Raw genomic sequence first — 17,716 nt, 5'->3', positions numbered from 1 at the left:
ATAGGACTATTGCCGATTTCAAAACTCCCAGCGAATCTACCAGTTGAAGTCTACCATTCGGATTTTTTTGATGCCGTTACCGGGACTATCGGTCTTTTCCAGCACGTTCTTGACCTTTTAATGCGGTTGCGTCGTACGAAATCTCTTGCCGGATCGTCTGAAACGACAAGATGCAAAGCGCGTGGAAAGTAGGAGCGTTGGTTGTTGGCTTCACCGGGTGTGTTCTCGGAGCCTACGCCGTGCTGGGCAGATCTATTTTTGCTGAGTCCAAAGATGGCTACTCGGCGAAGTTTGTCGATGCGGGTGGGGTGGTCTCTGGCGCACCTGTGATGCTTTCGGGCGTTAACGTCGGGCAGGTTGTCAAAGTGCAACTCGCTGGAGCGAGTGAGGCCGTAGTTTCATTCGAGATCAAAAAAGGGATCGAGCTACCCAAAGGCACGATCGCAGAGATTCCTAATAGCTTAATCGGTATCGGTGATCGACCGATTTTGCTCAAGCCTCCAGTGACGACTTCAGCACAGCCGCTCGAAGTTGGCTCCGTTCTTCCCGGAAAGATGACCAGCCCGCTGGAATCGATGGCACCAGAGAGCGGCGAAACGATCAAAGCGCTGACGGCCACCTTGAAGGCCACCCAAGCTCTTCTGGAAGACCAAAAGCTCAAGAGCGATGTACAGAACCTCCTGGTAACCAGCAACAAAACCGCCGCGGAGTTCGGTGCCCTCGCCGCAAATCTCAGCAGTGTTGTGACCCAAAACCAGGCATCACTCCGAAGCACGTTGCTGAAGGCAAACATGATGATGGCCGACCTTTCTCAAGCAACTGCTGTGATCGCCAAGGTCGCGAGTAGCGGAGAAATGGAAGGCAAAATCAATCGGATCATGGATGAGATGAACTCGACCATGATGGCCTCGACTGCACTGATCAACGATCTCAAGAAGACCGTGAATGATCCTGAGCTTCAAAAGCCGATGAAGGACATTCTCGCAAATACGGCGACGATGACCGAAACCGGGACTAGAATCGCGAACAATGCCGAAGTGATGACCAAGAACGGCATCACTTTGAGCGAAAAGGCGATCGAAATCGCAGAGAAGGCGAGCAAGCTGGCCGATGAACTCAGTGGCGTCCTTCAAAAATTTGACAAGACGTTGGGTTCGGTCGCAGGCATCGGGCAAAGCAGCGGGCTAGGCAAGGGAATGGGGTACGAGACCACGGTCACTCGTGAAACCTCTCCCGGTCGGTTCCGCACTGACTTTGAAGCTAACCTGCCAATGAAGGGCGAAAACCTCTATTTGGGAATTTACGACGCCTTTGAAGGTAACAAGTTGATTGCGCAAGTTGGACGCCCATCCAATAGTCGTACAGAAATCCGGTATGGAGTGTATGCATCTAAGCCTGGACTTGGGGTAAAGTATTCACTCGCGCCCGGTTCGATTATTCGGGGCGACCTTTTTGATGTCAATAAACCGAGATTGGATTTGAGGGCAAGTTTCAGCCTCAATAAAGATATGACTGGTTGGATCGGTGTCGAAAGGATATTTAATCGAGCTGCGCCATCTATCGGAATCGGTATCCGGCGCTGAAAAAGGAATTTACAACACCATGAAAGTCATTCTGAACCAAACCGTGCCAAAGCTCGGCAAGACCGGTCAGGTGGTTACCGTCAAAGACGGCTATGCCCGAAATTATCTGTTCCCAAAGGGACTGGCCATTTTTGCTGATCGCGGTCAACTTAAGACCTTGGATCGAAAGAATGAGCGAATGGCAGCTAAGCTCGCCGAAACCAAGGCTTCTGCCGAAGCAACCAAGGCCAAGATCGATGGTCAATTGATCAAGATCGAAGGAAAGGTTGGTCGAGATCTCGGCAAGCTGTTTGGTGCGATCACCTCGCAAGATGTCGCTGATGCCATCAAGAAGGAACTTGGCGTCGATGTCGAAAAGAAGGATGTCTGCCTCATCGAGCCAATCAAGCGAATCGGCAAGCACGCTGTTATGGTTGATCTTCACCGAGACGTGGACGCTCACATCACCGTTCAAGTGTTCGACCCTGCTCACCCTGAATTGGATGTTGAAGCTGCCGCTCCGGTCGCAGAAGAGGCTCCTGAAGCCAGCGAACCAGAAGCAGAAGCTGTCGAAGCCTAATTCCTGTTAGTCAATTTGAAAGCCCTTGGTGATTCATCAAGGGCTTTTTGTATCTCAGATTCGAACCGAGATTCGAAAGAGCAGCTGTTCTAGAGTATCTAGGCTAGACGCGCTTGGTTCGCATCCTTTTAGGCGTGCATCGGCGCGCGCGACTTCTTCCAAACAATTCGTAATCTGGTCCATTCGCAATGTTCGCGCTTGGGCGACAATGCGCTTCGCTACCATCTCTTTTTGATCGGCCAAGCTGTTCTTTTCGGGCATCAAAGCGCTCACATTATCCGGTACTCGCATCGGGTCGATGTGGTGATCAAGGCAATACCGAGCTTGGTAGAGCAGTCGAAAGTGCCTGCTGAACGCGGGCAGGAGTTGGGAAATTGCAGTGTCTTCGAGCTTCTTGTTGCTACCAATCAAGATTCGCAGTTGCTTGAGTGCTTCGGATATCTTCTTGTCACGGATCGCGTTCATCAGCGTCCAGATATTCCATTCGCGGCTGGCTGAGACAACCAATTGAACATCGGATTCGCGAATCTCCTTACTCTCGGTGCAGTAGAACACTAGCTTATCAAGTTCGCTCAACGCCTTACTGTAGTTCGAACCACACATTTCGATGAGCATCTCTGATGCCGAAATGCTCATGCTGAATCCGCGTTGATTCGCCTGAGACCGGATGAGCTTGATCAGGTCCTTTTCGTCAACCTCGCAGGGTATCAGGATGCCCTTAGCTTGCTTGACCCAGTTTTGCCACAGAGTCAGGTTCGATTTAGCCTTTCGCCCGCGGTCACTTCCCGTTGATCCTGCGTCCTCTTGAGCGACGAGAATGATTCGGCTGAATTCCGAGATTCCCGTGAGCGGATTCTTGTCTTTTGAGAATGAAGACAGGTCCGCTGAAAGCGCGTCCTTGACGATCACGGTGCGCTTCGTCGCCAGGAACGGGACCGTCGAAGCCAATCCCAGCCATTCTTGGACGGGCATCTGTGCGCCTGTGACGACTTCACAGTCGAAGTCGTCTGGGCCGAGTTCGGCAGCTTCTGATATTAGTGCCAAAGCCTCGCGCCGGAGGTAGTCCTCTGAACCGTAAATTAGAACGACCGGAGCCGAAATCGCCTTTTGAAGATCAAAACTCATGAGTTTTTGAGAGCGATGCGAAGTTGCTCCACAATCGATCTCGTTTGGTCTAACGATTTTAGCCAATCCGCACTGTCTGCATCCGGCGGAGCGAACAGTAATCCTTCGATCGAATCGATGTAATCCGGAGGAATTTTGACCGTAGGGAAGGCGGTGCCCAAACGGAGGAGATATTCGCGTGGCGTTTCAGGGAAGTTGCGCCGGGTATCGCTCGCACGCTCGATTTGCGCAATGGCGAACAGGACGTTATCTACGTACGGCCGCGCCAAGATTTCGGTGCCTTCAACGCGAACTTTCTTCCAAATTTTCCTGGCCAAAGTGTCTTTGAGCAGGGCACCCACCAACACCACTCCAGCTAGCCCCAAAAGGATGTTCGCAATTTTCTCGATCCGTTCTTGGCTGAACAGCGGCTCGACTTCGCGCCAGCTTTCACCAACGCCATTACCTGGCACTTCCGATGAGAAGCTAGTCGCATCAAAGGGAACCCAGCCGAAATCTTCAAAATAGATTTCAGTCCACATGTGAGCATGGCGGTCGCGGATGATGTATTTGTCTTCATCATCCATGCTTTGAGGGTCAATCAAATACCCCATCGCAACCCGGGAATGCAGTCCAGCCGCACGTGCGAGCAAGGCGGTACAGGTCGCGAAAAGGTCGCAGTAGCCTTCCTTCTTGTCGAACAGGACGGAATCAACCAGATCCGTGTTCTCGGCAACCGCACCGGCTTGCAAGTTATAAGTGATTTGCTTGCCCACCGCTTCTGTAATCGCCTCTGCCTTCTCGTAATCGGTCATCTTGCCCGCGATGGCGTTCTTGAGGAATTCGACGCTTCTGCTTGAAATCCTAAACTCGTCAAACGTGTCCGACCACAGCGCCGGGCGAACTGACCGTACTGGCTTTTTGGTGAGGTCTGGAACGCGCACGAACCCTGCCGTGATGCCTGGAGAGTTCAATCCGAATCCGACTTGCACCATCCCGTCCGAACGTAAGTTTGCCCGGAATACTCCAGACTTAAACTCTTCGGGTACTCCGGGGAAAATCAGTGAATTCGCACCACCATCGATCGGCTCTAAGATGAATGGAATGCTCTTGGCTTTGTTCATCTCCGCCAATTCAGGGATCAGATTCTTGGTGACGAAGCTGCCATTGCGCGCTTGTGGTACCGCGCTGAATTGGAAATTGGGATTGCGCCACCGCTGCCCACGGAAGGTGTACAGCGCGTCAGAACGCAAGTATTCGACATTCTTCGCGGTCAGCAAAAGCACCGGGCGATCGCTCGGTTTACCCATTGGGCCCTGTCCCACGCGATATCCCGCACCGCTGAGGTCAGAATTTGAGCTCGTCGGGGTTCCGGCGACTGCATTGCGCATGCTGATTCGAAACGGCGAGGTCACATCTTGCATCGTCGTTTGAATAATCGGGGCGCCAAGCGCGCTCAGAATAATCACGATCACCGCCGAACCAAATGCCCACTCCGGGCCCGCGACAGATTTCCAGGCGTAGGCACGAAGCTTGTTGACATCCGGCTCGCCAGCACGCTCCGCGAGAGTCAACATATGCCGAATGTTGGAGCGCGAGAATAGCGTGCCAGCCGAAGCTAGAAACACGAAGAATAGCAACGGAGTGGCTTGAAACGTATCATAGGCACCTACAAGTCCAAACAGCGCAATTCCTGGTACGGCGAGGAATAACAGGGTCGAATCTCGCCAAGCGAACAATGCGCCAAGCGCAATCACCCAAGAGAGAATTCCGGTTTGGAGTAGTTGCTCGGGATAGCCGTCGTTTGGCAACAATCGGTTCATCGGAACCGCTAAGAAAACGCAAAACAAACTCGTCACGCCTAGCCAAACAGCATCAGCATTGAAAGTGAAGAGCTGCTTGGACGGTTGCCGAATTTTCGGTGCCAAGAAGTGCCCGATCACGTTCATAACGACGAGGACATATCCTGCAAGCGGATTTCGAATCGAGTGCCCGCCGACGATGAGAGCGCAACTCGTACTGACCGCGCTCAAAATGTAGTCGAGCGTCGAAATGGCGTATGGATTCCGCTTCATTTGACCTCCGGAACGGGGAGTAGCCTCACCCTAGCGCCTGCGCGTTGAACTTCGTCCATGAATCCAGGATTCTGATAGGCCGAATCCGATTGCTTAGTCGGGAGAACGAAAACGGTGCAGTTGGCACCCGATAACGCCCGAATTGCTTGCGGCAATCCTGTGTCCGTCACGCTCAGAAAGATGTAGATTTCTCCGCCTGCCCCCGAGGATTTGATCGTCTCGGAAAGAGGCTCGGTATCGGTGGCGGCGATCCCAGATAAGGCGTCTAGGTACGTGCTCAAGTTCTTGCCCAACGACTCGCGAAAGCCGCCGAGAACGATTTGATTCGTTAATGGCAGAAGCTTGCTGATCAAAAACGCGGCATGCCCGCAAAGCAAATCGAGCGATGACTCGTTTTGGAACATCACCTCCGTGCCAAGAGACTTTTGGATGAAGATCGTGGCTTGAGTGTTGGTTCTAGCATCGAACTCCTTGACTTTGAGCTCGCCAGTTTTCGCCGTGCTGCGCCAGTGAATCAGCTTTCTAGGATCACCTCGGACATATTCTCGAACTCCACGGGTGTCCAATGAGTTGGCCGCGCTGCGCTGGGCTGTAGATTCATCCGAACCAAAACCGCCGCTCAGATTCAAATCCAAATCAAACGGTAAGGGGGCAGGGAAAACCTTAAGATTCGCGGCATCTGCCTGGTATGTGAAGGTACTGGTCGCCAAGCCGAGAGCGTCGCTTCCCACGATGGTCACTTCGTCCCAAGCAAACTGCCCGCGACGTTTCGGCACGAACTGATACTTGACCACGACTTCCTGTTGATAGCTCGGCGCAACAGGGATCGGATGGAACAACCAATCGCGCTTCAATCGCTTCGGCACTTGATCTTGCACGAGCAATAGGGGGCGCGTAAGCTTCCTCAAGCTTCTGATGCCCAACATTACGGTGACGGGTTCGCCGATCTGCGCGGTGCTGGGTGCCATACGGCTGATTTGCAAATCTCGGACTGCGTATCTGGCCTGAAATTTCGCCGCCAAAATCGTCACGATCAGAGCCAGCCCCATGTAAAACAGGGCTGGGGAATTCACCATAAGAGCCACCACAGCAAGGAATGCGCTGGCGACGGTGAGCGTCAGGGTGGCAGCGTTTTTCATTTAGCGGACCGGAACTGGTGCAGGAACTGTTTTCAGAATCGAGTGAATGACAGATTCGCTGCCGCCCAACTGAGTTCGCGATTCTCCGCGCACCAAAATTCGGTGTGCAAGCACGAGGACCGCGCAGGCCTTAACGTCATCAGGAGTCACAAAGGTGCGATCTTCGAGACAGGCGCTGGCTTGAGCCGCTAGTTGTAGATGTAGCGCGGCTCGGGGCGAAGCACCCAAATAGATGTGGCTGTGTTCACGCGTTGCTCGCACCACCTCAACCACGTAGTTTTGAACTGACGGATCAATGGTGATCTGCCGGATCGCGCGCTGGATTTGTAACAGTTCTTCAGAGGAAACCGCGGGCCGTAACTCTTCGAGGGGATGAGCTTCTCGCTGGGCGGCCAACATCTCGCGTTCGACTTCACGATTCGGGTAACCGAGGCTGATTCGACCAAAGAATCGGTCCATCTGCGCTTCTGGCAACGGAAACGTTCCAGCCATTTCGACGTTGTTTTGGGTCGCGATCACCATGAACGGCAATGGAACCGATCTTTCCACGCCGTCTACCGTCACAGTTCGCTCTTCCATCGCTTCTAGCAACGCGGATTGAGTCTTGGGTGAAGCTCGGTTGATTTCGTCCGCAAGAACCACGTTCGCAAACAACGGCCCCTTATGGAATTCAAACTCCCGCGAATTCTGGTTGTAGATCGATGTACCGGTCACATCGGAAGGGAGCAGGTCTGGTGTGAACTGAATACGGCTGAATTGCCCACCTGAGACCTTCGCTAGTGCCTTGGCGAGTGTTGTCTTCCCAACTCCGGGAACGTCTTCGATCAGCAAATGGCTCCCGCAGAACAGCACCAGTACCGCCTGTTTGTTTTGGGCCGATTTCCCCACGATCACGGTGTCGAGGGCAGAAATCATCTGCTTGGCAATTCTGGAAACTTCAGCGGGCGTCATAGTGCTCTCTGAGAATACGACGAGAACGGTAACAAAAGTTGGTTCGCATCATAATAAATTTGTGTCTGAAGCGTGTGTAATCGGAGTTGACCTCGGCGGAACCAATGTTCGCGCCCAAGCGATCTATGCCAATGGCGATGTGGCAGGGGATTATCGAAAGAACCCATCGCTTGCCCAACAGGGGACTGATGCCATCGTCGATGCCGTGACGAACACGGTTCGAGAGGCGATCCAGGAAGCCAAAGGTGAAGTTAAGGCGATTGGATTGGCGGTTCCTGGGCATATCGATGATGCGGAAGGACTTGTTCGCTGGGCACCAAACTTTGGGCGGGAAGTCGACGGTGTTTTCTTGTCTTGGCGGGATGTTCCGCTCAAGAAGATGCTGCAAGACAAATTGGACTTGCCGGTTTACATGGGCAACGACGCCAACATGGCCGCCATCGGTGAATATCGGTATGGAACTGGGCGCAATAGCGCTTCCTGCTTGGTTTTGATCACTGTCGGTACGGGAATCGGCGGAGGTGTGGTGATGGCACCGAAGTCTGTGATGGGGCAAGCGGCTGGGCCGCTCCTCCTGATAGGCGGAAATGCTGGCGGCGCAGAACTTGGGCATATGATCGTCCAACACGGCGGACTCGATGCAACTGCTGGCTCATATGGCTCACTGGAAGCGTATTGTCAGCGCGACGCAATCGTCAAGCGGGCTCAGTACCGCCTTCAGCGTGGGAGAAGTAGCAAGATTTGGGACCTTGTAGAAGGAAACTTAGGCCGAATTACACCGCAAATCATCGCGGAAGCTGCACGGCAAAACGATGAAGTTGGAGTCGAGGTGTTCACCGAGGTTGGCACCTACATGGGGGTTGGGGTCGGTTCGTTCATCAATATTTTTGCGCCAGATATCGTCGCGATCGGTGGGCAGATTGCCAAGGCAGGCGACACCTTCATGGATGCAATCAAATCTGCGGCGAGAAACGTTGCCATCCCGTCCCTATTTCATGATTGCGAAATCGTCACTGCAGAGTTGCTCGACGATGCCGGAATCAAAGGAGCAGCAGCGCTCGCTTTTCAAAACATTGGAGCATAACGCTGGTATCCTGTTTGGGAACGCATTCAGCGCGCGCAACGGGGCGCCCGGACTGAAAACTAGGAAAATTTAGACCAAATGACCGAAGTGATCATGCCCAAAATGGGCGACGGAATGGAAGAAGGAACCCTTCTTGAGTGGCTGAAAAAGGAAGGCGAAAAAGTCAGAACGGGCGAAGTTATCGGCACCATTCAGACCGATAAGGCCACCTTGGAGCTTGAAAGCCCAGGAAGCGGAACACTCACCGCTGTAACCCTCAAGCCAGGTGAAACCGTGCCCGTGGGCAAGCGCATCGCCGTATTGCTGAAAGACGGCGAAACTTTCTCAGCCGACGCTCCGGCAGAGCCAGCCGCCAAAGAAACGGCAAAGCCCGCGGCTGAATCGAAGCCGATCGCTGCTGAAACTAAAGTGGCCGCTTCAAATGGCGAGCGAATCAAGGCCAGCCCGCTTGCAAAAAAGATTGCTGAGGAACTCGGCGTTGATCTGGGCACTATTTCTGGATCGGGCCCCGGCGGGCGAATCGTCGAAAAGGACGTGCGCGATGCCAAACCAGCGAGTGCCGCGAAGTCGGCACCAAGCGTTGCCCCAGTCGCGAGTTCTGCTGCCGATACCAAGGTGCCGCTCAATCGGCTCCGACAGATCATCGCTGAAAGAACAGGGCATTCCAAATCTACCGTGCCTCACTTCTATGTGACGCTCGAAGTCGATCTGGAGCGGATCATGGCGTTCCGCGAGATCTTTGAAGAGGAAGAAAGTGGCAAGGTTAGCGTCAACGATTTCGTGGTAAAGGCTTGCGCTCTGGCTTTGCAAGACATGCCAGAAGTCAACGCTACCTATCAGGGCGACCATATCCTGCGCTACGGCAGCGTTCATGTTGGCGTCGCTGCGGCGGTGGACGACGGCCTTCTGGTTCCTGTGATCAAGAACACCGAAAGCCTGAGTCTTCGCCAGATTAGCGAAGCGGCAAAGTCACTCGTCAAGAAAGCCCGCGATGGCAAGCTCCATCCTGACGAGATGTCTGGCAGCACCTTCAGCATCAGCAACATGGGAATGCTGAACGTCGATAGCTTCACTGCGATTATCAATGAACCGAACGCGGCGATCGTGGCTATCGGCACGGCGAAGAAGGTTGCTGTGGTTAACGCAGATGACGAGATCGAAGTCCGCATGCGCATGAACATCACCGGGTCGTTTGATCACCGAGTGATTGATGGCGCGATCGGTGCGAAGTTCATGAACGTCGTACGCGATTACCTCGAAAATCCGAGCCGATTGCTTTCGTAAATTGCTCTTGATATTAGAAAAGCTCTCCACCGAATCAGTGGGGAGCTTTTTTGTTGTCTCATTATTTTTAGTGGACTGGCGAGAGCAATTCGCGAAGTTCTGAAGCTCGTTCGCGTGGCAAAACTGCCACCAGCGTATCGCCGGTCTCGAAGATCGTATCGCCAGAAACCAGAATCGCTTGGTCGTTGCGGAGCATTGCCACGATATTTGTTTGAGGCGGCAGCTGAACTGATCGAACACTTTTGCCAAGAAGCGGACTTCGCAACGAAAGAACGGCTTCCACAACCTCAATGTTGCCTTTAGCCAAGGCGCCAACCGGAATCAGGTCATCCATCGAGATTTGCTGATCCAAGAGCGAGAAGATAATCGCAGTCGCGCTGACCGTATCGTTCACGCCGATTTTACGGAAAATCTCTTCGTGTGATGGGTCGTTGACGCGGGCCAAAACTCGGTCCACTTTCCAAACCGCTTTCGCCATCTGACAAATGACCAAGTTGTCTTCATCTTCACCGGTGACCGCAACAACGACGTCTGCACGGTTGAACCCCGCTGCTTTCTGTGTGGCAACTTCACAGCCATCGCCCAGGAAAACTGAATCTTCGCCAATGACCGATGCGAGCCGCTGGGCTTGCCGCGAATCCTTTTCCATCAAGAGCACTTCGTGCTCCTGGTTTTGAAGTCGTTTGGCGAGTTGGAGTCCGACGTTACCGCCGCCGACTAGAATCATGTACATCTGTTACATCACCTCCAGTTCTTTGATCAGGGTGTTGTAGGTGTCAGCAACTTGGATCGGCTCACCCAGAATCCAGTCGCGCATCATTCCAGCCATGATCAAGCTCGGTGTAAGGCAGTAGAACCCGAGCCTTCGATAAGCCTCTGCCCGGTTAGGATCGGCTACACGGATGCAGATCTTTTCAACTTTGTAGTTGATGTTGGCGACCTGCGCGGCCATCAAATTGGTATTGTCGCCCCGCGTGACCGCAAAAAATGCATCGCAATTCTCGACTCCCGCGCGAACGAGTACATCTTCGTCGATGCCACTCCCAATCACAATCTTGCAATTGTGTCGTTGCCCGAGCCGCCGAAGGGCGTCCGGATTTTGTTCGATAATGGTGACTTGGTGTTGGTGTGCCAGTTGCAACGCAAGCGCTGCACCCGTCCGACCGCATCCGAAGACGATAACATTCATAGGTTGACCTAAGATGATACCTTTGGCCAAAAGCGTTCCTGCAAATCGGCCTCAGATATCGGCTTGCCAGAAGGTTGAGTGAGGCTAAACGACGCCGTGGATTTGCCGGCCCACTGACCGACGCGAGCACTTTGTATGTTCCATTGGCATTCCGATATTCGGCGGCTGATGCGGTACGCCAGCCCTTGCCCGCGTTTGGCTCGCACCTCCAGAATCCCAGGATCGCCCGGGTGCCAGTGGATTTCGGGACTCCCCGCGCTGAGGTCAGATGTCTTTTCTTTCGAGGCCAGCAGCGTCTGAAGCTCGGCGGGATTGTTCAACACGCTTCGAAGACTCTTTTGAATCGTATCTGCCGTATTGTTCGGAACAGGCTTGTTGAGATACGAGATCACGAAGGTGTCCAGTGCAATCGGAGAGTCGCCCTGAGTGGTCATCGCCCTGACGCTGATTAGATTTACGTCGAACGCATATAGAACCCCCAATATGAGGCTGAGCAAGCCCTGAGAGTCACTTCTCGCGACGGTGAGCTCCGTGAATCCGTGTTCGACCTTGTGCTCAAAGGAAATGACAAGCTCGCCTTGGGATGCTCGGTGCACAAACTCCCGGTGTAGTGCCAGAAGATCCGGTGGCGTAGATACGAGATAATGCGCCGGCAGTAGATCGGTGAAGGCGGTGATCTCTTCCTCAGAATATTGGGCTCGCTTGAGACTGGCTTTGGCTTGGCGGCGATATTCCTCCGCATCAAATCTAGCCGCGCCTTCTTCTCGGAAGTGGTTGAGCGACCTGCGAAACAGTTCTAACAAAAAGGTCTGCTGCGCTGGTGTCCAGACGTCCGGCCCGACCGCAGAAGCGTCTGCCTGAGTGAGCAAAGTCAGGGCGGCGAGTTGCTCTCTGGACCCGACTTGCTGTGCAAATTCAGTTGCAGTAGTCGGATGAAGAACGTCCTTGACGCGGATTGTGTGGGACATCAAAAGATGGTTTTGCACCAGCCATCTCAAAAGTGCCGCCCGGTTTTCGTCTAGTCCCCATCTGTTGGCGATCAAGGCGACTTGCTTCGCTCCAGTGTCACTGTGCGGCCCCGATTTATCCGCCTTGCCGATGTCATGGAGCAACGCCGCGAGGAACAAGATTCCGACGTCGTCTAGTTCATGCCACACAAAAGCGAAGTCCGGATTATTTCGAAGCTGGTCCAGTTGAGCGACCGTTTGCATCGAGTGCTCAAACACCGAAAACCGATGGCTGATGTCGTCGGGAACTAAGGTGCGGCATGCTTCAAGCTCTGGAAACATCTGACCAAGAAGGCCACATTGGTCCAAGCGGCGTAGAACGACTTCACCTTCTAGGACTGCGTTCATCGCTTGATTGCCGTTGATTTCTGGCGTTGTTTTGACCTCAATCCTAGAAATCTTCAGTCCGAGTTTGTGCGCGAGCATCAATCCGACCGCCGCGTCACTCTGGCTCGCCGTTGGCAAAACTCGAGCCTCGCCGCTGATGGCAACCACGCCTTCACTTAATTTAAACTTCGCGGTGTGAATGAGGTCTCTGGCAGCCTCAAATTCTTCGTGGATCGCTAGCAATGCACGCATCAGCGAGTTCATGAGTTCGGGCGGCGTCAAACCGAGCATCTTGGCAAGTTCAGGCTGGGCAGAGTGCGTTAGTACATCACGCTTTTCACCCTTGACAAGATGAAGTAGGTTCCTCGCCATAAGAACTGTGTTCGATGCAGACGATTGCGGAAGTGACCGCATTCCGATTGCCATTCGGATTGCATTTGCCGTGTGGAGATCGCGTAGTCCACCAGCCCCATCGCGCAAATCTGGGCAGACAACAAGATGTGAAGCGTTCGATTTGGCATAAACCGCCTGCCGCTCTTTTAGCTTTTGGTGGATGAATTCGCCTACCCCAAACGACTCCCAATAGGAATCAAAGAACTGATCAAACGCTGCTTTTGAACCGGCAACAAGCCGAGCATCGAGCAAGCTTGATCGAGATACCGGATCGAGAGTCGGGGCATCGGAAATCAGCTTGTAGCCCCGATCGATTTCGAGATTCAAGCTAGATGAAGTGAGTTGGCGAAAACCAGACGCCAAGGACTTGATGAAGTCATCGAGGTTTGGGTCGGTCTCATTGAGCGGAATCAGGCAGATATCTGCGTCAGAATTTGGGGCCATCTCGCTGCGGCCATAACCACCACAAGCGACAACAGCCACCGGCACATTCCCGACTTTTTGAACTGAACTATCGAAGACAACCTTGATTGCTCGGTCGACAAGTTCGGTGTATCGCTGACACCACTCCGCACCCGATGGACTCGCTTCCAAATCGGCAATCAACTTGTTTTTGGATTCAAAGAGGGATTCGAAACTGTCCATCATCGGCTCATCGTGTAGTTTGGCTCGTTGATCATGATCTTTTCCAAATGTGAGTGAATCTGGTGATCCGCAATGAGGCAGATTGGAGCAAAGACCACGCTTGCCAAAGAAAACAACACGGCAAAGTTCCTGCCGATCTTCTGGAAGACGAGCCCCAAGTAGGGAACATGTGCTCGCTTTTCTAAGATCGCCCAAATCGCAGAGCTAAACATTGCAATGCTGAAGAAGATGATGGAAAGCCCGATCAGCACAGTCGATCCCGCTCGATATTCTGCTGGGATTTCTAAGATCGGTAGGAGCTCACGACCAGCGCGATTTACCCCTAGCAAAAATGCCAGCATCGGAAGCGCAACGAATAGGGTTACTAGGTTCAATGTAACCCTCTGGGGCGAGGGAAGGGAATCTGGCAAAGATGACTTCAAGTTCTCTGCACGAAAAACAAAGAACGCGATAGAGAGAACCGCCCACATCGAAGGCCAAACCAGCCCGGTCGCCGAGTAGACCAGGTATCCGAAAACCATCCCCAATAGTGGCGCGCGGACATAGTCTGGACTAGGCTTAAGCGGCCCAAACCGGAACATTAGAATCCCAACGAACCAAACGACCACACCCCAAATGGACATGATGAGGAACCCTCCCGGCAGTGCGCTACTCATGAGGGAGGCCCAAGTTAGCAAAGTTCGTCTTTCAGCGTTTTCGTCCGACTCCACCACGTTTTGCCATGCGTCCGCAACTCTCGAATCTCGCTCAACAAGTGTTGCTTCGGATTGGAATCCGGCGCCGCGCAGTTCATCGACAAACTTCTGCCGGGCTTTGAGCCTAGTGCCGTAGGTTGTCGCCATATTGAATTCTGTTGGGCTCGTCGCGGCCTGCATCACTTGGACACCATAAATCCCTGTCCGAATGGAGCGGGCGCCTTCACGAATCAAAACTCCATTTCGATGCGTCGCAAACCGAAGCTGATAGTCGCTTGGGTATTGATTCACGATCTTGGTGGCATACCTGCGCAATTCCAGGACCTGCGCCGTGTTTCGTTCCAGAATGAGTAGCGGGTCGGGCCATGCCATCGTGCGTCCATTCTCAATTTGGAATTGTTGCGCGAGCGTTTGAAGGCGGAGCGTTTGTAAATCGTCCCAACGATCCAAGGTAGACGCCTTCAGCCAACTCGATCGTGCAGAACTTGTGTCCCCAGCGCGGTCGTACATCAGCGCAGCGATCTGGAACCAGTAGGCGTTGCCGTATTCAGCTTCACCAAAGCCGACCGCGCAATTTGCTAGATAGCGGTAAGACTTTTCCAGCGAATTCGAAACTTTTGGTCTTTGGCTCGACGCGATGAGAAGCAAGTACGCGAGCTCTTCTGGCCTCGAAGTTGTTGGCGCCTGGCTAACATTGTTTAGAAAGTAAGGTGACGTGGTGGCGACAGGCGATTCGCCTTGCATCCAGAATCCGATCGCGTACAAAGGCCGCGTCATTGGGTGCACCAATAACACAAAAAGGGCCCCCAAAAGGAGCCCCAGAAACAGCCTAGACGGCGTACTCATCGGATATAAGAACTGTTAGGATTCTCCGAGATTGGCAAGACGATTGGTCCGCCAGACCGTGACATAGCAGATTCGCTCGAGAAAGTCTTGATCGGCTTGATCGTACTGGACTGAGAAATCAACTGAAGCACGGCAAGCAGCGCCACAGCAGCGACGCCAGCTCCGAAAATTGCTGGAGACCAGTAGGTTGCCGTTCGCTTCACCGATGAAACGTGGTGCAAGCGAAACAGTTTGCGATCAAATCGCTCCGCATCGACTTCCGGCTGGATTGCAGATTCAAGCAAGACTTGCGAGAACTCAAAACTTTCGCCTGAGTCTTTGCATTTCTTACTCTTCCAGTTCAATCTCAACCAATTCATAGCGGTGTTTCCTTATTTGCAATCAGCCACAGCTTGCGGAACCTCTCGCGAGCGACGTGAAGTCGACTTCGAACTGTTCCAACAGGCACACCCATATATTCGGCAATTTCTTCGTAGCTCAACTGCTCCATCTCGCGAAGGACAAGAGTAGTACGTAAGTCCTCAGTGAGTTGGTTCAGAAGCTTTTCGACAACGATCTTATTTTCGACTAAAGACCCATTGGCATTGTCGACGAAATCAAACTCGGCAGGCTCTGCGCGTCGCTGTCGGAGTTTGTCCATGCACAGCCGCACGCAGATTCGATAGATGTATCCAGCAAAGGCGCGGTCATCCCGAAGATTGCCTAGCTCCCGAAACGCTTTGAGGAATGCTTCTTGTGCGACGTCCTCTGCTTCATTGACATCGCGCAAGATGTTGGATGCCACTCGAATCAACCGATTTCGGTGTCGATCTACAAGCGCCGCGAGAGCGACTTCATCGCCACGACGGCACCGCTCCAAGAATCTTGCGTCTTCTAGAGCTCTAATAGATAACGATTGTGCAAACCCAGCGTTAAACATCTGTATGCCTCACATTCTACGACAAGTCCTAGGACTCTGAGTGTTCGGATTTCTACAATTTTTTGAAAAAATGTTCAGCGGTACACTCCGTCATTCGCCATGCTTGAACTAGCGGCCATCCCCAAATACGTGACTCCAGATCTTTTTAAGGTTCCGGCAGTCTCTGTTCAAGAGGTCTCCAATGACGGGATTCAAGTTCAGTTCAGGTTCCAAGAAATCCAAAACGAAGGGAAGACGGTCCGGTTTTGGGGCGGAGTTACCGCCACTTACGGGCAAACAGTCCTGAAGTGTGAAGAGCTTTTCTTGGATTACGCGAACAAGTCCGGGAAGGCGGTCGGGAAGGTCAGGCTCATCGACCCCGACGGAACGCTTGAAGGCGAAAACCTAGAATTCAACTGGGAAAAGCGAACTGGTGTCGCGAGCAATGTGAATGCGAACGTCGCCGGAATGAAGCTCCGCATGTCCAAGATCGAGATCGCGCCCAACAACTGGATTCTGTACGACGTGAATGGGACGCCGTCCAAGACCCACCCCCCAGAATTTGAACTTGGTGCCAAGCGGTTGACGCTCACTCCAGGCAAATCTGGAAGGGCAATCAAGCCAACATTCAAGCTTTTTGGCACATCGCTCGGCACAGTGCCTTACTACAACTTCTCGCTCGATACGAGGGTGATCGGATTCAGGCTTCCGGCGATCAACTATAAGCGTGGACTCGGACTCGGAGTCGGGTGGAATAGCGCGTTCATGCTCGGTTCTCAAACCAGCATCACTGGCAAGATCGCCACGTTGCCAAAGGCGCTTCCATCCAGTTCCATCGAAATCGCCAGCAGTCCGATTGCTGCCGAAAACCAGATTGGTAGGCTCACCACACGACCAGATAGTGGCGATCGACTTTTTGACAGTTGGATCGATTCCATTTTGGTTCCAAACAAGGAGCGTGAAGCTCGCAGCTTTAGGGCGCCTCGGAAGACATTTTCAGCGGGTTCGTATTGGAACCTCTCAACCCGTGGGCGAGAATCCGATGTGGAGGAACTGAGTAAGCCGTTCGACATCGCCTACGAAATGAGCGGGCCAATCGGCGATGGCGGATTGCTCGGACAATTGCGACTCCAGCGAATTCGTGGCCAGGTGTCCGATTCTTACGTTGACCGCGCGCTGATTCAGCTGATCGCCCATTCGAGCAATTTTGACTTCGGTAACGGGTTAGGCGCCTATATCCGCCTAGATGGCAACTCGGCCATTGAAAAGGATAATCAGTACTCTTGGCTTCGGGCGAGCGCGGTTGCAACCTCGAATATTGGCAACCTCGGCACCTTCGGTATCGGATATTCGCGAACGTTTGAGACTGGAACACCAACGTTTGGGTTCGATCACCTTTACAGTCGCAATTCGGTGAATTTGCGCAGCGATTTTGACTTCGGTTCTATTTTTGCAAGCGGGCTGATCAAATACGACTTGGACCGAAAGGCCTGGTACGACGTGGAGTACTCGGTGGCATTTGTTGCCGGCTCGTTCGAACCATTTTTCACTTATCGCCAAGTCCCGCGCGAGGTTCAATTCGGCATACGATTGCGCATGAACGACTTCTTTGACCGGCTGAGCAAAAGGAAAGTAGAACGAGAATCGCCCCCAAATCCGAAGACCGGGAGCGATTCCGCTAAGCCATGAGCTTTGACGCGTAGCGTGCTACGCAGAAAGCTGTTCCGTAACAAGAGTGACGTTCGAAACTCGGTCGAGTCGAATGTCTCCCAAGTCCGTGATCATACACGGACCATACAGCGCGATGAACGTGACATCAAAGACCTCAGTGCGGTCAACGTGAGTTGCCCCTGCTCGATCCACATACTCTAGGTCAACGATCTTGCCGATATATTTCTTCGCGTCGGAAATTAACATGGTTCTCCAAAAGTGAGCTC

General features: G+C 53.0%; 16 protein-coding genes. 5 read left to right on the top strand and 11 right to left on the bottom strand.

All coding sequences use genetic code 11. From position 1 onward, the window contains the following. The first annotated feature begins 170 nt into the window (after positions 1-170). Positions 171-1,583, top strand: coding sequence for an MCE family protein (locus tag J0L72_04365; GenBank protein MBN8690011.1), 1,413 nt, complete (start codon positions 171-173; stop codon positions 1,581-1,583). A 19-nt stretch (positions 1,584-1,602) separates the two neighbouring features. Further along, entirely contained in the window at positions 1,603-2,142 is a 540-nt protein-coding gene (locus J0L72_04360) for a 50S ribosomal protein L9 (GenBank protein MBN8690010.1), read from the top strand. A gap of 54 nt (positions 2,143-2,196) precedes the next feature. On the opposite strand, the gene holA is transcribed toward J0L72_04360, so the two are convergent. Genes holA through J0L72_04340 form a run of 4 tightly spaced genes read right to left on the bottom strand, consistent with a single transcriptional unit; the run spans position 2,197 to position 7,411 of the window. Then, positions 2,197-3,267, bottom strand: a complete 1,071-nt coding sequence (gene holA, locus J0L72_04355; protein ID MBN8690009.1) for a DNA polymerase III subunit delta — start codon at positions 3,265-3,267, stop codon at positions 2,197-2,199. Next, positions 3,264-5,321: a transglutaminase domain-containing protein gene (locus tag J0L72_04350; protein MBN8690008.1), complete on the bottom strand. Its 2,058-nt coding sequence runs from the start codon at positions 5,319-5,321 to the stop codon at positions 3,264-3,266. The genes holA and J0L72_04350 overlap by 4 nt, the downstream gene beginning before the upstream one ends. After that, positions 5,318-6,460: a DUF58 domain-containing protein gene (locus tag J0L72_04345; protein MBN8690007.1), complete on the bottom strand. Its 1,143-nt coding sequence runs from the start codon at positions 6,458-6,460 to the stop codon at positions 5,318-5,320. The genes J0L72_04350 and J0L72_04345 overlap by 4 nt, the downstream gene beginning before the upstream one ends. After that, a complete protein-coding gene (locus J0L72_04340) occupies positions 6,461-7,411 on the bottom strand; it encodes a MoxR family ATPase (protein ID MBN8690006.1) in 951 nt (316 codons plus the stop codon). Positions 7,412-7,472: 61 nt separating this feature from the next. On the opposite strand from J0L72_04340, the gene J0L72_04335 reads away from it, so the two are divergent. Both J0L72_04335 and J0L72_04330 read left to right on the top strand, forming a co-directional pair. After that, on the top strand, positions 7,473-8,495 hold the full coding sequence (locus tag J0L72_04335; protein ID MBN8690005.1) for an ROK family protein: 1,023 nt from the start codon (positions 7,473-7,475) through the stop codon (positions 8,493-8,495). 78 nt (positions 8,496-8,573) lie between these two features. Beyond that, positions 8,574-9,779 carry a 2-oxo acid dehydrogenase subunit E2 gene (locus tag J0L72_04330; GenBank protein ID MBN8690004.1) on the top strand — a complete coding sequence of 402 codons (1,206 nt, stop codon included), beginning with the start codon at positions 8,574-8,576 and terminating at the stop codon, positions 9,777-9,779. 67 nt (positions 9,780-9,846) lie between these two features. Here J0L72_04330 and J0L72_04325 read toward each other — a convergent pair whose 3' ends face one another. From J0L72_04325 to J0L72_04300, 6 genes are all read right to left on the bottom strand, one after another. Then, complete coding sequence (locus J0L72_04325) at positions 9,847-10,506, bottom strand: TrkA family potassium uptake protein (protein ID MBN8690003.1); 660 nt, start codon at positions 10,504-10,506, stop codon at positions 9,847-9,849. A 9-nt stretch (positions 10,507-10,515) separates the two neighbouring features. Beyond that, positions 10,516-10,968 carry a TrkA family potassium uptake protein gene (locus J0L72_04320; GenBank protein MBN8690002.1) on the bottom strand — a complete coding sequence of 151 codons (453 nt, stop codon included), beginning with the start codon at positions 10,966-10,968 and terminating at the stop codon, positions 10,516-10,518. Positions 10,969-10,976: 8 nt separating this feature from the next. After that, positions 10,977-13,343 carry an HD domain-containing protein gene (locus J0L72_04315; protein ID MBN8690001.1) on the bottom strand — a complete coding sequence of 789 codons (2,367 nt, stop codon included), beginning with the start codon at positions 13,341-13,343 and terminating at the stop codon, positions 10,977-10,979. Beyond that, positions 13,340-14,812, bottom strand: coding sequence for a hypothetical protein (locus J0L72_04310; GenBank protein MBN8690000.1), 1,473 nt, complete (start codon positions 14,810-14,812; stop codon positions 13,340-13,342). The genes J0L72_04315 and J0L72_04310 overlap by 4 nt, the downstream gene beginning before the upstream one ends. Before the next feature lie 65 nt (positions 14,813-14,877). Next, complete coding sequence (locus J0L72_04305) at positions 14,878-15,240, bottom strand: hypothetical protein (GenBank protein MBN8689999.1); 363 nt, start codon at positions 15,238-15,240, stop codon at positions 14,878-14,880. Then, positions 15,237-15,800 (bottom strand): sigma-70 family RNA polymerase sigma factor, encoded by a 564-nt coding sequence (locus tag J0L72_04300; GenBank protein MBN8689998.1) that lies wholly within the window; start codon positions 15,798-15,800, stop codon positions 15,237-15,239. Before J0L72_04300 ends, J0L72_04305 begins: the two co-directional genes overlap by 4 nt. A 99-nt stretch (positions 15,801-15,899) precedes the next feature. Here J0L72_04300 and J0L72_04295 point away from each other — a divergent pair, with 99 nt between their 5' ends. After that, the gene (locus J0L72_04295) at positions 15,900-17,468 is read left to right on the top strand and encodes a hypothetical protein (protein MBN8689997.1); all 1,569 of its coding nucleotides are present in this window, start codon (positions 15,900-15,902) and stop codon (positions 17,466-17,468) included. A gap of 18 nt (positions 17,469-17,486) precedes the next feature. On the opposite strand, the gene J0L72_04290 is transcribed toward J0L72_04295, so the two are convergent. Continuing rightward, positions 17,487-17,696, bottom strand: a complete 210-nt coding sequence (locus tag J0L72_04290) for a hypothetical protein (protein MBN8689996.1) — start codon at positions 17,694-17,696, stop codon at positions 17,487-17,489. Between the last annotated feature and the right edge of the window lie 20 nt (positions 17,697-17,716).

The organism is Armatimonadota bacterium (genome assembly GCA_017303935.1).
Classification (GTDB): Bacteria; Armatimonadota; Fimbriimonadia; order Fimbriimonadales; family Fimbriimonadaceae; genus JAFLBD01.
This window is presented reverse-complemented; position numbering and strand designations above follow the sequence as displayed.

Coding starts and splice junctions, on each gene's coding strand:
- J0L72_04365 (MBN8690011.1), top strand. CDS start 171: ATGCAAAGCGCGTGGAAAGTAGGAGCGTTGGTTGTTGGCTTCACCGGG.
- J0L72_04360 (MBN8690010.1), top strand. CDS start 1,603: ATGAAAGTCATTCTGAACCAAACCGTGCCAAAGCTCGGCAAGACCGGT.
- holA (MBN8690009.1), bottom strand. CDS start 3,267: ATGAGTTTTGATCTTCAAAAGGCGATTTCGGCTCCGGTCGTTCTAATT.
- J0L72_04350 (MBN8690008.1), bottom strand. CDS start 5,321: ATGAAGCGGAATCCATACGCCATTTCGACGCTCGACTACATTTTGAGC.
- J0L72_04345 (MBN8690007.1), bottom strand. CDS start 6,460: ATGAAAAACGCTGCCACCCTGACGCTCACCGTCGCCAGCGCATTCCTT.
- J0L72_04340 (MBN8690006.1), bottom strand. CDS start 7,411: ATGACGCCCGCTGAAGTTTCCAGAATTGCCAAGCAGATGATTTCTGCC.
- J0L72_04330 (MBN8690004.1), top strand. CDS start 8,574: ATGACCGAAGTGATCATGCCCAAAATGGGCGACGGAATGGAAGAAGGA.
- J0L72_04325 (MBN8690003.1), bottom strand. CDS start 10,506: ATGATTCTAGTCGGCGGCGGTAACGTCGGACTCCAACTCGCCAAACGA.
- J0L72_04320 (MBN8690002.1), bottom strand. CDS start 10,968: ATGAATGTTATCGTCTTCGGATGCGGTCGGACGGGTGCAGCGCTTGCG.
- J0L72_04315 (MBN8690001.1), bottom strand. CDS start 13,343: ATGATGGACAGTTTCGAATCCCTCTTTGAATCCAAAAACAAGTTGATT.
- J0L72_04310 (MBN8690000.1), bottom strand. CDS start 14,812: ATGACGCGGCCTTTGTACGCGATCGGATTCTGGATGCAAGGCGAATCG.
- J0L72_04305 (MBN8689999.1), bottom strand. CDS start 15,240: ATGAATTGGTTGAGATTGAACTGGAAGAGTAAGAAATGCAAAGACTCA.
- J0L72_04300 (MBN8689998.1), bottom strand. CDS start 15,800: ATGTTTAACGCTGGGTTTGCACAATCGTTATCTATTAGAGCTCTAGAA.
- J0L72_04295 (MBN8689997.1), top strand. CDS start 15,900: ATGCTTGAACTAGCGGCCATCCCCAAATACGTGACTCCAGATCTTTTT.
- J0L72_04290 (MBN8689996.1), bottom strand. CDS start 17,696: ATGTTAATTTCCGACGCGAAGAAATATATCGGCAAGATCGTTGACCTA.